This is a genomic window from Streptomyces sp. M41, assembly GCF_043673425.1.
Taxonomy (GTDB): Bacteria; Actinomycetota; Actinomycetes; order Streptomycetales; family Streptomycetaceae; genus Streptomyces.
Genome location: NZ_JBIMKE010000002.1, coordinates 1 through 13299 on the forward strand (window position 1 = coordinate 1; position 13299 = coordinate 13299).

The window sequence follows — 13299 nt, forward strand, 5'->3', positions numbered from 1 at the left end:
GGCCGCGGCTCCGACCGCCGATCCGCCGCCGGGACCGCGTCCGGCGCGGCCTCCGGCAAGGGCGTCCGCGGATCCGGCCGGCGCACGGCGACCGGCGCGGCCAAGCGCGGCACAGCCGGCACCGGCACCCGCGGCTCCGACCACCGAGGCGGTCGCCGCGGCTCTGCCACGTAGGGCACGGCTCTGCCACCTGGGGGGTGTCCGCCCCGGGCAGACGGGATTTGTCGGACACCCCGGTCCGGTACGACGGCGTCCAGGCCCCTCCGGTGGAGGGGCCGTTGCCGCTGCCTGGCGTCCGGCCCGGACGTGCCCCTCGACGGCCCGTCACCCGGCCTTCGCGCAGTCGTGCCCGTTCAGCGTGAAGTCGTGTGCCGCCGAGTTCTTCCCGTCCCAGGAGCCCAGGAAGCCGAAGGAGAGGGTGCCGTTCGCGGCGACGGTCCTGTTGTAGCCGGCGGCGGTGGCCGTGACGCGGGAGCCGTTCTGGGCGAAGCGGGCGTCCCACATCTGTCCGACCTCCTGGCCGTCGCGGAAGGACCAGGCGACGCGCCAGTCGTCCAGGGCGCGTTCGGTGGTGACGGTGACGGTGGCCTGGAAACCGTCGGGCCATTGGCCGTCGATCTCGTAGTCGACGCTGCACAGCGGTGGCGCGCTCGCCGCCGGGTCCGGGTCGTCGTCCTCGTCGGCCGTGGCCGAGGTGGCGCCCCGCGGGTCGGGGTCGGGGCTTTTCGGCTCGGACGAGTCGGCAGCGGCGCTCTTCGACGACTTCGGGGCGTTCCCAGCGCTCCCGGAGGGGTGCGCGGCCCCGGCGACGGGCAGGGAGAAACCGGGGTCGGCGACGGGCTGACGGCCGGACGCGTCACCGCGCGCGGTGCCACCGTCGCCGGTGGAGCCGCCCGGCATCATCGACACCGCGAGGGCCAGCAGGGAGACGAGGACGGCGGCGACGAGCAGACCGCTGCGCAGGACGCGCGCGTTCTGCTCGCCGGGGTCGGGCGGACCGGCCTCCGCGTCCGGCCCGTCGGAGAGCCCGGCGCCCGGACGCGCTTCGGCGGACCGGCGACGGCGCTCCAGATAGGCGTGGCCGCCCCAGCCCAGTACCCCGCCGGCCAGGGCGCCGGGCAGCCCGCCGCCGTGCGGTCGCAGACAGGCGGCGGCTTCGGCGCAGTGCACACAGGTGGCGAGGTGGCGGGAGAGGTCACCGGGGGTCTCGGTGGCGGTCGAGCGGGTGACGGCGTCCAGGAGCCGGGCGTAGCTGCGGCACCGCGCCTCCATCGGTGCGTCCAGGTGGCTGCGCCGGCAGCGCTCCCGGAACAGGCCGCGTACCTGGGCGAGTTCATCGGACAGGGTGGCCGGGTCGAGGCCGAGCCGGCGGGCCACCACGGCGTGCGGCAGCGTCTCCACCTCGGTCAGCCACAGCAGCGCCGCGTCCGCCTCCTGAAGGTCGCGCAGTCCGCGCAGCGCGAGCGGGCGCCGCAGCGGGGGGCCGGCGTAGCGGGCGGCCTGGCCGGAGTTGAGCCACAGGCGCAGGTCGGGGTCGAGCCTGTGGCCCTGCCCGCTCTCCTCCCACCCGGCCGCGGTGGTGCGTACGGCGGTCAGCAGCAGGGGGATGCGGGGCAGCCGGGCCGGGCGGCGGCCCGCGCTCGCGAGGGCGCCGGTCCCGGTCTCACGGGCCTCGCGGATGCCGGCCGTGAACGCCTCCGTGGCCAGCTGCCGGGCCGAGCCGGAGCCTGCCGTGCACAGATCGGCGTACGCCAGCACGGTGTCCCAGCACTCGGAGAACAGCGCGGCCTCGGCGGCGTCGTGGGGAGTCGGCAGGTCGGGCATGAGTCTCCTGCATCCACATGCGAGGTCAACTCGCCATAGTGGCACTGGAGTTGAGGGGAATCCTCGCGGCGATGCACGACCTTTTCACGGCACCGGCACAACTGACAAGCGCCGTGTTCAGATGTCCCGCCCGTGCGCTCGCCCCGCAACTCCGGCCACTGGTACGGATGCGAGCCCCGCCCGTCTCACCCGTGACCCCACCTACCCCACCTATACCGCCGCGTCCCCTTCCGCGGGAAGGCTGTCCATGAAAGAACTCACCGAGAACACCGCGCGGCCGGGTCCGGGCGGGCCGTAACCGGGGGGCGAGGACAGGCCGTACTCCTCCATCGTCCTGCGGTAGGCCTGGAGCAGCCGGATGTGGTACTCCAGCGGCGCGCCCTGCGGGTTGGCCTTGCCGAGCGGGGTCGTCGGCTCGGGGCACCAGGTGGTGAACCGGGGCGTGATGCCCTGGGACATGAAGAAGCGCAGGCCCTCGGTGGTCGACGCGATCGCCTCGTCGACCGTCGTGAAGCCGAAGGGCTCGGCCATCTCCACGCCCGCCACGAAGTTGGGGATGACATTGCGGGCGCCGAACACCTCGGCGGAGTCCAGGATCCGCTTGTGCCACTCGTCGCGGCCGACGTAGCGCTCCTTGCCGGGGCAGTACATCTTGAACAGGTACTCGTCCCACACCTCGTAGTTGGGGTGGTAGATCTGCACGCCGTAGTCCTTGAACCGCTGCACGTCGTCGAGCGGCAGCGCCTGGGCCACCACCTTGCCGATCCAGCGGCCCGGGAAGCGCTCCTCGATGGCCTTGGCGTAGTGGCCGTAGAAGTCGGCCTCGTCGCGGCCGGATACGGTCTTGGTGATGGCTCCGCCGGTGAGGGTGTACGCGGTGGACGCCTTGGCCGTGTCGTACCGGTCGATGATCTCCAGGGCCTCGAGGACCTCCTCGACGTCCTTGACCCCGGTGTAGGGGCGCCCGGCGGCCTTGTGCTGGCGCCAGTTGTGGTTGATGTCGCAGTACTGGCACTCCTCCTTGGCGCCGAAGTACTGGCAGACCCGGAAGACGGTGAGGTAGATCAGATAGCCCCACTGGATGGTGGGGGCGACCTCCATGACCGACTTCCCGTTGGCGAGGGTGTGCCGGTAGTACTCCGGCATCGGAGGCACCCCGACGTCGGCGATCCGCTTGCCGTCGAGGTAGAGGCCGAGCACCCCGTCCTCGTTCGCGGCCACCCGGTACGGCGAGGACGGGTTCACCCGCACGGAGACGACGGTGCGGCGCAGATCGTACGGCCCACCGGTGAGGATGATCTCCTCCGGCGGACGGCGCAGCGCGGCCTCGCCGAGCTCGGGCAGGGTGCCGTGGTCGAAGGAGAAGATGAAGTACGACTTCGGCTTGACCTCGCCGCCTTCGTTGTCACTGAGGGCCGAGGGGTCGAAGGCCACCCCGCCCCGGAGCAGATCCTCCTTGAAGACGGCTTCCCGCGGCACCTGCGGAAACCGCTCCATCAGATCCTCGACCAGCGCGGTTCGGCTGCCCATCCGTAATCTCCTCCCGGCTCAGGCGTACGACTCCTCACGGTATGCCCCTGCCCGGGCGTGAGCCGCGCCGGGTCCCCCCGAGGGCAGGTCGCGGCGCCGGACGGGACCAGCGGGCGAGGTCCCGGTGGGCGGTCGCCGCGTGCCCCGTGCCGCGTGTTCAGGCTTCCCGGCCCAAAGCGGCGGGGTCGACGGGATACGCCACTTTCCCCTCCCCCACCAGCCGTTCCGCCTCCGCGGCGACCAGGTTGCCGAGGCGGGCCGCCTCGTTGCCCTGGGAGCCGGCGAGGTGGGGGGTGATGAAGGCGTTCGGGAGGTCGTACAGGGGGGAGTCGGAGGGCAGCGGCTCGGGGTCGGTGACGTCGAGGATCGCGAAGAGGCGGCCGGAGCGCAGTTCGGCGATCAGGGCCCGGTGGTCGAGCAGGGTGCCGCGCGCGGTGTTGATCAGGACCGCTCCCTCGGGCATCAGGGCCAGCTCGCGGGGGCCGATGAGGTGGCGGGTCTCGGGGATTGCGGGGGCGTGCACGGTGACGATGTCCGAAGTGCGCAGGAGGTCGTCCAGGGGCAGCAGCGGTACGCCCAGGGCGGCGGCGTCCGCCTCGTCGGCGTACGGGTCGGTGAGGGCCACGGCCAGGTCGAAGGGGCGCAGCAGCTCGATCAGCTTGCGGCCGGTGCGGGAGGCGCCGATGACACCGACGCGGCGGCCGTGGTTGCCGATGCCGGGGACGAGGCCCGGGCGGTGGCCGGCGCGTTCGGTGCGCAGACGGTCGCGGGCGGCGAAGGTGTCCTTACCGGCGAGCAGGATCATGGCGAGTGTGTACTCGGCGACCGGGACGGCGTTGGCGACGGCGGCCGAGCTCACCGTGATGCCGCGCCGCCACAGTTCGGGGGTGACGAAGTCTTTGACGGAGCCGGCCGAGTGCAGCACCGCGCGCAGCCGGGGGGTGGCGTCGAGCGCCGCGGCGTGCAGTCGGGGGCAGCCCCAGCCGGTGACGAGGATCTCGGTGCGGGCGAGCGCGTCCTTCAGACGCGGGTCGGTGAGGTCCTCGGCCACCAGGCCGGGGTCGATGTCCACCACCTCGCGCAGCCGCCGGAGCACCTCCGGCGGGAAGACCAGCGGCACGTTCTCGGGGGACATGGCGAATACGGCGTACGGCCGCTGGGTCAAGGACATGGCCTCCGGCTCGGCGAGGTGGGGTCGGGAAGCGGTGGGCGGTGAGCGGTGGGCGGTGTAACAGGAGCGGCGTCGGAAGGCCGACGTCAGAAAGCGGTCTCTACCGTAGGCGGGCGCGGATGAGAGGGTCAACGCAGACGCACTCACTTGGAGGACGGCGAGGATGACGGAGACGATCACCAACTGGGCGGGCGACATCGGGTACTTCGCCGAGCGGTTGCACGGGCGGTACTCGACCGACGCGTCCTACGCCGTCCTGGCAACCCTGAAGGGCTGAAGCCCCCGTCGAAGAGCTGGAGACCGATGTCTTTCCGCAGCACCCCACCCGCCGGCTATGTCGAGGACGTCTCCCCCGGCCGCGGGACCCTCGCACCCCGCGCCTGGTACGCGGCCTCGGACGCCAAGTCCCTGTCCCTGAACGGCAGCTGGCGCCTGAGGCTGTCGGCCACCGTCGACACCGAGGACGACTCGTTCGCCGAGGAGGGCTACGACGCCGTCGGCTGGGCCGAGGTCACGGTCCCCGGGCACTGGGTCCTCCAGGGCGACGGGGCGTTCGGGTCCCCGATCTACACCAACCACCGCTACCCCTTCCCGGTGGACCCGCCGCGCGTGCCGACCCGGAACCCGACCGGTGACCATCTGCGCGTCTTCGACCTGCCGGACGGCTGGCCGGGCGACGGCGGGGCGAGCCTTCGTTTCGACGGCGTCGAGTCCTGCGCCCGGGTCTGGCTGAACGGCACGGAACTCGGCGAGTTCAAGGGCTCCCGGCTGCCGCACGAGTTCTCGGTCGGCGAGCTGCTGAAGCCGGCCGGCAATGTGCTCGCCGTCCGCGTCCACCAGTGGTCGGCGGGCTCGTACCTGGAGGACCAGGACCAGTGGTGGCTGCCCGGCATCTTCCGTGACGTCACCCTGCTGCACCGCCCGGCCGGCGGCGTCGGCGACTTCTTCGTGCACGCCTCCTACGACCACACCACCGGCGAGGGCACCCTGCGCGTCGACTCCGACGTCGACGGGCGGGTGACGGTCCCCGCCCTGGGCGTCGATGTGGCCACCGGTGAGCCGGTGACGGTCGCCGTCGAGCCGTGGAGCGCGGAGTGCCCGAAGCTGTACGACGGTGAACTGGTCACGCCCGGTGAGCGCGTGCCGCTGCGCATCGGCTTCCGTACGGTCGTCCTGGAGGACGGCCTGATCAAGGTCAACGGCAGGCCGGTCCTCTTCAAGGGCGTCAACCGGCACGAGTGGCACCCGGAGCGGGGCCGGGCCCTCGACCTCGGGACCATGCGCGAGGACGTGCTGCTGATGAAGCGGCACAACGTCAACGCCGTCCGCACCTCCCACTACCCCCCGCACCCGGCCTTCCTGGATCTGTGCGACGAGTACGGCCTGTGGGTCGTCGACGAGTGCGACCTGGAGACGCACGGCTTCACCGAGCAGGGCTGGCGGGACAATCCCGTCGACGACGACCGCTGGACGCCGGCCCTGCTGGACCGCGCCGCCCGCATGGTCGAGCGGGACAAGAACCATCCGTCGATCGTGCTGTGGTCCCTCGGCAACGAGGCCGGCACCGGGCGCGGGCTGACCGCGATGGCCGAGTGGATCCACGGCCGGGACCCCTCGCGGCTCGTGCACTACGAAGGCGACCCGGACTGCCGGGACACCGATGTGTACTCGCGGATGTACGCCGCCCACGAGGAGGTCGAGCGCATCGGGCGCGGCCTGGACGGGGGCGTACGCAAACGTCGTGCGCTTCCCTTCATCCAGTGCGAGTACGGGCACGCGATGGGCAACGGGCCAGGCGGTATCGCCGACTACCAGCGGATCTTCGAGCGGTACGAGCGCCTCCAGGGCGGCTTCGTCTGGGAGTGGATCGACCACGGCATCACCCATCCCGAGCTGGGCTACGCCTACGGCGGCGACTTCGGCGAGGAGCTGCACGACGGCAACTTCGTCTGCGACGGGCTGGTCTTCCCCGACCGGCGGCCGTCGCCGGGGCTCGTCGAGTACAAGAAGGTGATCGAACCGGTCCGGATCGAGGGCGACGGCACGGGCGGTGCCGTCCGCGTGACGAACGTGTACGACTTCGTCGACCTCTCGCACCTGGCGTACGAGTTCTTCCACTCGGTGGACGGGTTCCCCACGGGTGCGCACACGCTCACCGTGCCGCCCCTCGCACCGGGCGAGTCGGCGCGGGTCGAGCTGCCGGCGGCGCCGGACGGCCAGGGCGAGGAGGTGCTGTGGACGGTCCGCGCGCTGCTCGCCGAGGACACGGACTGGGGACCCAAGGGCCATGAGGTGGCGTGGGGCCAGGGGATCGTCGCCCCGCGCACCCCCGTGACCGTGACCGCCTCCCGACGGCCCGTGCGTGACGAAGGTCTGATCACGCTCGGCCCGGGGACCTTCGACGCCCGCTCGGGCCGGCCGACGACGATCTGCGGGCTCGAGGTGACCGGGCTGCGTCTGGACGTCTGGCGGGCGACGACGGACAACGACGACGGCGCGTCCTGGCAGGACGACATGCGCTACGGCTTGCTGTGGCGCAGGCTCGGTCTGCACCGGATGCAGCACCGGGTGGACGCCGTGGAGGCGGCCGAGGACGCGTTGACCGTCCGCACCCGGGTGGCGCCGGCCGCCGCCGAGGTGGGCCTGCGCACGGAGTACCGCTGGACGTCCGACGGCACCCTGTTGAAGCTGACCGTGTCCGTGACGCCCGAGGGCGACTGGACGGTGCCGCTGCCCCGGCTCGGCGTGCGCCTCGGGCTGCCGGGCGACGCCGCGAACGAGGTGCTGTACTACGGCGGCAGCGGCGAGGCGTACCCGGACACCCGTGCCGCTTCCAGGCTCGGCCAGTGGCTGCCGGACATCGACGACCTCCAGACCCCGTACGTCCGCCCGCAGGAGAACGGCGCCGTGGCCGACGTCCGCTGGGCGGAGCTCGGCGGGCTGCGGATCGAGGGCGACCCGGAGTTCTGGTTCAGCGCCCGCCGGTGGACCAACGAGCAGTTGGACGCCGCCCGGCATCGCACCGATCTCACGCCGGGCGACACCCTCTGGCTCAACCTCGACCACGCTCAGCACGGCATCGGCTCCCAGTCCTGCGGTCCGGGCCCGCTGCCGCAGTACTTCCTGAAGGCCGAGCCGGCCGAGTTCTCCTTCGTGTTCTCCAACCATGAGTGAGCGCCGCCCTCACTCGTTGCGCAGCACCTCCGCGATGGTCAGCCTGCCTGCCCTGCGGGCCGGGACGAACGCCCCCAGCACCGCGATCACCAGTCCCGCGAAGGCGAGGGCGGTCAGGACGGGGGCCTGCCAGACGTCCGTCATGAAGGCGGGCAGGGTGATGCCGACGGCGTCCGCCATGCGGGGGACGACCAAATGGTGGCCCGCCATGCCCAGCGGGACGCCGAGCAGGGAGCCGATCGCGCCGAGGACCGCCATCGACGTCACCGACATGACCGTGACCTGACGCGGCGTCATGCCGATCGACTTCAGCATGCCCAGGTCGCGGCGGCGGTCCTGGGCGTTGAGGACGACCGTGTTGAAGACGCCCAGGGCGGAGACCAGGGCCAGCATCAGGGTGAGCGCCACGGCGGAGCCGACGATGGTCGCCGTGACGGTGTTGGCGCCCTGTGGCATCGGGGCGACACCCCGGTCGGCAGCCTCGGCGGCACGTGCGTAATCGGCCGGGTCCGTGCCGTCGTGCAGCTCGACGTGGTAGGCGATGGGTCGCTCCTTCGGGGCCAGGGCCGTGAAGGTCGACCAGTCGACGACGACCAGCCGGGCGTCGTTCGCCATGTACTCCCCGACGACGCGGACCCTTTCGGTCCGGTCGCCCTTGGCCAGCCGGACGTGCTCGCCGACCTTCACGTGGTTCTGGCGCAGGAAGGCGGATCCGGCGACGACCTCACCGGCGCCGCGCGACCACCGTCCAGCGGTGAGCACGCTGTCCAGCCGGGTCGTGTCACCCCGGCGGGCTTCGAGCATCACCCGGTGCGCGGACCCCGCCATGCGCGCCTCCACGTCTGCTCGGGCGGTGACCGCGCTCGCGCCGGGCAACTCGGCCAGCAGCGTGTGCAGTTCGGCGTCCGGGTGCTCGGGCCGGATCTCCTTGCCGTTCTCGTGCTTCCCCACGTACACCGTGACCTGGTAGGCGTCGCGCCCCGCGTTGCCGAACCGGTCGAAGGTGGTCGAGAGGCCGGTCGCGAAGGTCACGGTGGCCACGCCGAGGACCACGGCGGCCAGGGTGAGCGCACTGCGCCCGGGCCGGGCGAAGGGCAGCCCGGCACCGAGGCTCACCGAGCGCGGCAGCACGCTGCCGGCCAGCCGCCGCTGGATGCGCAGGGCGCGCCCGGCGGTCGGCGCGCTGCCCGCGCTGATCGCCCGGGCCGCCGGCATCCGGTGCGCGCGTACGGCGGGCGCGAGCGCGGCGAGGGCAGCGACGGCGGGCATGCCGAGCAGGGTCATGACGTCGACCCGCAGCGGCACCGAGACGCTGTCGTGGAACACCCCCGCGTCGGGCCCGCTGAAGACGAACCCGAAGAACGGGTGCGCCAGCAGGTTGCCGAGGGCGGTGCCGAGCACGCAGCCGAGGACCGCCGGGACGCAGACCATCGTGAGGTGGACCGCGACGACCTGCCCGGGGGTGAACCCGAGCGCTTTGAGCACGCCGATGTGCCGGAAGCCGGAGATCACCGCGCCGCTGACGACGTTGGCGATGATGAGCACCGCCACGGCGACACCGAGGATCCCGAAGGCCATCAGGTACGGGGTGTACGCCCGGGCCGAGGCGCCGATCTGGTCCTTGAGGGTGAAGTACGACCGGGAGGCGGTGAGCGCCTGTGCGGGGAGTTCGCCGGTCACCTCGGCCAGTTGCGCACGCAGCCGGTCCTCGGACGACGCGTCGTCGAAGCGGAACAGCATCTGGGTCGTCGTCGGACGCAGGGCGTCGATCTGCGCGGGCGCGACCCAGGCGTCCGCGGACCGGCTGAGGTCGAAGGCGTATCCGACCACGGTGAGGGTGGGTCCGGAGGGGATGTGGAGCTTCTTGCCCAGGTCGTCCGCGGCCCAGTCGGAAGGCCGGTTCACGACGACCTCTCCGGGCCGGACGGCCCAGCGTCCGGCCCACACGTCCAGCCGGTCCACCGGCCCCCCGGGGCCGGCGCGGCCCACGACCGTGATCTCGGTGCCGAGGCCGAACGCCATGGCCCTGGCGGGCAGTTCCACCTCGGCCTGGGCGAAGGGCCCGGCGACGCCCTGAACGCCGGGCTGTCGGGCCGCCCGTGTCAGGCGGTCGTGCGATGCGGCGCCGGGGTCGAAGGCGGCCACGACATGCGGGCCGCGCTGGGCGGCGAATGCCTTGTCGAAGGGGGCGGAGGCCGCGTCGAGCAGGGCGAGGGCGATCACCATGGCGGTCGTGGAGGTCAGGGTGACCAGCGCGATGACGAGAGTTTGCAGTCTGCGTCGTCGTACCGCCGCGCGGGCGGCGCTCCATACGGCCCTCATGCGGACGGCTCCAGGGTGTGCTCGCCGGTCACCCGGCCGTCGGCGAACTCGATGAGCCGGCTCGCGCAGCGCCGGGCGAGATGATCGTCGTGGGTCACCAGGATCAGCGTCTGGCCGATCTGGTTGAGGTCGAGCAGCAGGTCCATCACCTGTTCCCCGGCCCGGCTGTCAAGGGCGCCGGTCGGCTCGTCGGCCAGCAGCAGCGCGGGCCGGTTCATCAACGCCCGGGCCACGGCGACGCGTTGGCGTTCGCCGCCGCTGAGCACCGCGGGGTAGGCGTTGCGGCGGTCGGCGATGCCGAGCTCGTCGAACAGTTCCAGCGCGCGGCGCCGGGCCTGGCGGGCGGGGGTGCCGGTGAGCTGTGCGGCCAGGGCGACATTGTCGAGCGCCGACAGGTCGTCGATGAGGTTGAAGAACTGGAAGATCATGCCGATCCGGCGCCGCCGGTACAGCGCGAGCCCCTTCTCGCTCAGCTCTCCCACGTTCTCGCCGTGGACGACGACCGTGCCGTCCGTCGGCCGGTCCAGGCCGGCGATCATGTTCAGGAGCGTGGACTTCCCGCACCCCGAGGGCCCCATCACGGCGACCGCCTCCCCCGCCCGGATCTCCAGCGACACCCCGGCCAGGGCCGTCGTCTCGCCGTACTCCTTGCGCACGCCGTCGAGTCGCAGGGCGACCTCTCCCGCGCCGTGCGTGCTTCCACTGCCGTCGTCCGTGACCATGGGACGGACGTTACGAGGCGGGCCGGGGACGGGGCATCCCCCGGCGGATGGCATCCGGCCCCGTGTCTCATCCCATGGATGCAGGGCCTGCATCCCGAGGCCGATGCGGACGGGGTGATCGTCTGCCAGAGTGAACTCCATGGGGGACAACGGGGACTGGCGCACCAGCGGGCTCATGGCCGCGCTCGTGGTGGCGTGCGCGGCCGTGATCGCGCTGATGCTGGCGCTGCTGCGTACGCGGCGCCGCTGGCAGCACACCGTCGGGGAGCGCGGCTGGCTGCTGGAGCGGGAGCGGGAGAGCGCCGCCCGGGCCGCGGTCGCCGCCGAACGCGACCGTATCGCCCGGGAGTTGCACGACATCGTCAGCCACAACGTCAGCCTCATGGTCGTGCAGGCCGGTGCCGCCCGGGAGGTGCTGACCACGATGCCAAACGAGGCCGTGGCCGCGCTGCGGGCGGTCGAGGACGCAGGACGCGGCGCGATGACGGATCTACGGCATCTGCTGGGGCTGTTGGCGCCGTCGCCGAGCGGCGAGGACAACGAGGCGGGGGAGGCCGCGCAGGCCCGGGAGGTGCCCGTGGGCGCGTGGGACCGGGACGCGGGCTCCCAAGGGCCGAGCGCCACGAAGCCGGGCGGTGAAGGGGCGGGGGCCGGACGAGAGGGAGACGAACGGCTGCGCGGCGAGTGGCCCGGCACCGGTCGGCCGGACCTTTACGCCGGCACCGCCGCCGAGCTCGCCCCCCAGCCCGGACTCGACCGGCTCGGCCGGCTCGTCGACCGTGTCTCGTTCGCGGGACTGCCCGTGGAGGTCCGGATCTCCGGGGAGCCGTGCCCGCTTCCGCAGGGCATCGACGTGACGGCGTACCGCATCGTCCAGGAGGCCCTCACCAACGCGCTCAAGCACGGCGACGGCGGCAAGGCCGAGGTCACCGTGCGGTACGCCGACCACGCGCTGCGCGTGGAGGTGCTGAGCACCGGCCCGAGCGTGCTGACCGGTGGCACCGCGCCAAGCCCCCGCCCCACGCCACGGCACAGCGAGGGCACCGGCCGCGGCCTGCTGGGCCTGCGCGAGCGGGTCGCGGTCTACGGCGGCGACCTGGACGCCCGAAGACGCCTCGGCGGCGGCTACCGGGTCCGCGCGCGCATCCCGCTGGACCGCCCATGACTACACCACGGCCCACCGTGACGCCACCCCAGAGCCTCGAGCCGCGCTCTCCCCGGGTGCTCGTCGTCGACGACCAGACGTTGATCCGGACCGGCTTCCGGCTGATCCTGACCGTGCGCGGCATCGAGGTCGTCGGGGAGGCGGCGGACGGTGTGGAAGCGGTGGCGATGGCACGTGAACTCGCCCCGGACGTCGTCCTGATGGACATCCGCATGCCCCACATGGACGGCCTGGACGCCACCCGCCGCATCCTGCGCGAGGCCCCCGGCTGCCGGGTGCTGATGCTGACCACCTTCGATCTGGACCGCTACGTCTACGCTGCGCTGTCGATCGGAGCGAGCGGCTTCCTCCTCAAGGACGTCACGCCCGAGCACCTCGCGGCGGCCGTACGTCTGGTCGACACGGGCGACGCCCTGCTCGCCCCCTCCATCACCCGGCGCCTGGTGGAACGCTTCGCGACGGACCCGGCCGCATCCTCCCCCGCCTCCGTCTCCGCGGACCTGCAGTCCCTGACCCCCCGGGAACGGGAGGTGCTGACCCTGCTGGGCCGGGGCCTGTCCAACACGGAGCTCGCCGCGCATCTCACGCTCAGCGAGGCCACGGTGAAGTCCCACGTGGCACGCATCTTCGCCAAGCTGTCCCTGCGCGACCGCGCCCAGGCCGTCGTGCTGGCCTACGAGACGGGACTGGTCCGGGCCGGGGGCGGCGGCGGGGACCGGGGCGGGCATTAACATCCTGCCCAGCACCCCAGGTTTTTCGCAGTCTAAGGACACGCCCCATGGCCCGCGCAGGACTGACCGCCGACCGCCTCGCCGCAGCCGCCGCGGAACTCGCGGACGAGGTGGGGTTCGACCACGTCAGCCTGTCCGCGCTGGCCCGGCGGTTCGGGGTCCGGGACGCGAGCCTGTACTCGCACGTCAAAAACCTCCAGGACCTGCGGACGCGGGTCGCCCTGCTGGTGGGCGGCGAGATGATCGACCGGATCGCCGCCGCCGTCGCCGGACGCGCCGGCAAGGACGCGCTCGCCGCCTTCGCGAACGCCTACCGGGCGTACGCCCTGGAGCACCCGGGCCGCTACGCGGCCACCCAGATCCGGATCGACCAGGCACTCGCCGCCGACTCCCCCGCCCTGCGCCGCACCGCCGAGATCACCTACGGCATGCTGCGCGCCTACGGCCTCGAGGAACCCGACCTCACCGACGCCGTCCGCCTGCTGCGCAGCACCTTCCACGGCTACTGCTCGCTGGAGTCGACCGGGGCCTTCGGCGCGCCCCGTGACGTACAGCAGTCGTGGGAGCGGGCCGTCGACGCGCTGCACCTGGCGCTCGTGAACTGGCCCCGCACCGAGCAGGACCCGCGACCGCCCCGGCCGCCGCACTGACGAGGGGCGG

At 72.8% G+C, this 13299-nt stretch carries 9 protein-coding genes; 4 read left to right on the forward strand and 5 right to left on the reverse strand.

Features of this window, described 5'->3' with window-relative positions:
• Positions 1–324 precede the first annotated feature (324 nt).
• The 3 genes from ACHBTE_RS02390 to ACHBTE_RS02400 all read right to left on the reverse strand — a co-directional run bounded on the left by ACHBTE_RS02390 (position 325) and on the right by ACHBTE_RS02400 (position 4519).
• Positions 325–1824 carry a cellulose binding domain-containing protein gene (locus tag ACHBTE_RS02390; protein ID WP_394721600.1) on the reverse strand — a complete coding sequence of 500 codons (1500 nt, stop codon included), beginning with the start codon at positions 1822–1824 and terminating at the stop codon, positions 325–327.
• A 210-nt stretch (positions 1825–2034) separates the two neighbouring features.
• Entirely contained in the window at positions 2035–3354 is a 1320-nt protein-coding gene (locus tag ACHBTE_RS02395; protein WP_394721602.1) for a radical SAM protein, read from the reverse strand.
• A gap of 157 nt (positions 3355–3511) precedes the next feature.
• A complete protein-coding gene (locus ACHBTE_RS02400) occupies positions 3512–4519 on the reverse strand; it encodes a hydroxyacid dehydrogenase (RefSeq protein WP_394721977.1) in 1008 nt (335 codons plus the stop codon).
• 309 nt (positions 4520–4828) lie between these two features.
• On the opposite strand from ACHBTE_RS02400, the gene ACHBTE_RS02405 reads away from it, so the two are divergent.
• Positions 4829–7699, forward strand: a complete 2871-nt coding sequence (locus ACHBTE_RS02405; RefSeq protein ID WP_394721603.1) for a glycoside hydrolase family 2 TIM barrel-domain containing protein — start codon at positions 4829–4831, stop codon at positions 7697–7699.
• A gap of 9 nt (positions 7700–7708) precedes the next feature.
• Here ACHBTE_RS02405 and ACHBTE_RS02410 read toward each other — a convergent pair whose 3' ends face one another.
• Both ACHBTE_RS02410 and ACHBTE_RS02415 read right to left on the reverse strand, forming a co-directional pair.
• The gene (locus tag ACHBTE_RS02410; protein WP_394721604.1) at positions 7709–10021 is read right to left on the reverse strand and encodes an FtsX-like permease family protein; all 2313 of its coding nucleotides are present in this window, start codon (positions 10019–10021) and stop codon (positions 7709–7711) included.
• Positions 10018–10743, reverse strand: a complete 726-nt coding sequence (locus ACHBTE_RS02415; protein WP_394721605.1) for an ABC transporter ATP-binding protein — start codon at positions 10741–10743, stop codon at positions 10018–10020. Before ACHBTE_RS02415 ends, ACHBTE_RS02410 begins: the two co-directional genes overlap by 4 nt.
• 139 nt (positions 10744–10882) lie before the next feature.
• Here ACHBTE_RS02415 and ACHBTE_RS02420 point away from each other — a divergent pair, with 139 nt between their 5' ends.
• The 3 genes from ACHBTE_RS02420 to ACHBTE_RS02430 are packed head-to-tail and all read left to right on the forward strand — an operon-like array spanning position 10883 to position 13289.
• On the forward strand, positions 10883–11908 hold the full coding sequence (locus ACHBTE_RS02420) for a sensor histidine kinase (protein ID WP_394721606.1): 1026 nt from the start codon (positions 10883–10885) through the stop codon (positions 11906–11908).
• Positions 11905–12639 carry a response regulator gene (locus ACHBTE_RS02425; RefSeq protein WP_394721607.1) on the forward strand — a complete coding sequence of 245 codons (735 nt, stop codon included), beginning with the start codon at positions 11905–11907 and terminating at the stop codon, positions 12637–12639. The genes ACHBTE_RS02420 and ACHBTE_RS02425 overlap by 4 nt, the downstream gene beginning before the upstream one ends.
• 47 nt (positions 12640–12686) lie before the next feature.
• Positions 12687–13289 carry a TetR-like C-terminal domain-containing protein gene (locus ACHBTE_RS02430; protein WP_394721608.1) on the forward strand — a complete coding sequence of 201 codons (603 nt, stop codon included), beginning with the start codon at positions 12687–12689 and terminating at the stop codon, positions 13287–13289.
• The last annotated feature ends 10 nt before the right edge of the window (positions 13290–13299 follow it).

Coding starts and splice junctions, on each gene's coding strand:
- ACHBTE_RS02395 (WP_394721602.1), bottom strand. CDS start 3,354: ATGGGCAGCCGAACCGCGCTGGTCGAGGATCTGATGGAGCGGTTTCCG.
- ACHBTE_RS02415 (WP_394721605.1), bottom strand. CDS start 10,743: ATGGTCACGGACGACGGCAGTGGAAGCACGCACGGCGCGGGAGAGGTC.
- ACHBTE_RS02390 (WP_394721600.1), bottom strand. CDS start 1,824: ATGCCCGACCTGCCGACTCCCCACGACGCCGCCGAGGCCGCGCTGTTC.
- ACHBTE_RS02420 (WP_394721606.1), top strand. CDS start 10,883: ATGGGGGACAACGGGGACTGGCGCACCAGCGGGCTCATGGCCGCGCTC.
- ACHBTE_RS02425 (WP_394721607.1), top strand. CDS start 11,905: ATGACTACACCACGGCCCACCGTGACGCCACCCCAGAGCCTCGAGCCG.
- ACHBTE_RS02430 (WP_394721608.1), top strand. CDS start 12,687: ATGGCCCGCGCAGGACTGACCGCCGACCGCCTCGCCGCAGCCGCCGCG.
- ACHBTE_RS02405 (WP_394721603.1), top strand. CDS start 4,829: ATGTCTTTCCGCAGCACCCCACCCGCCGGCTATGTCGAGGACGTCTCC.
- ACHBTE_RS02410 (WP_394721604.1), bottom strand. CDS start 10,021: ATGAGGGCCGTATGGAGCGCCGCCCGCGCGGCGGTACGACGACGCAGA.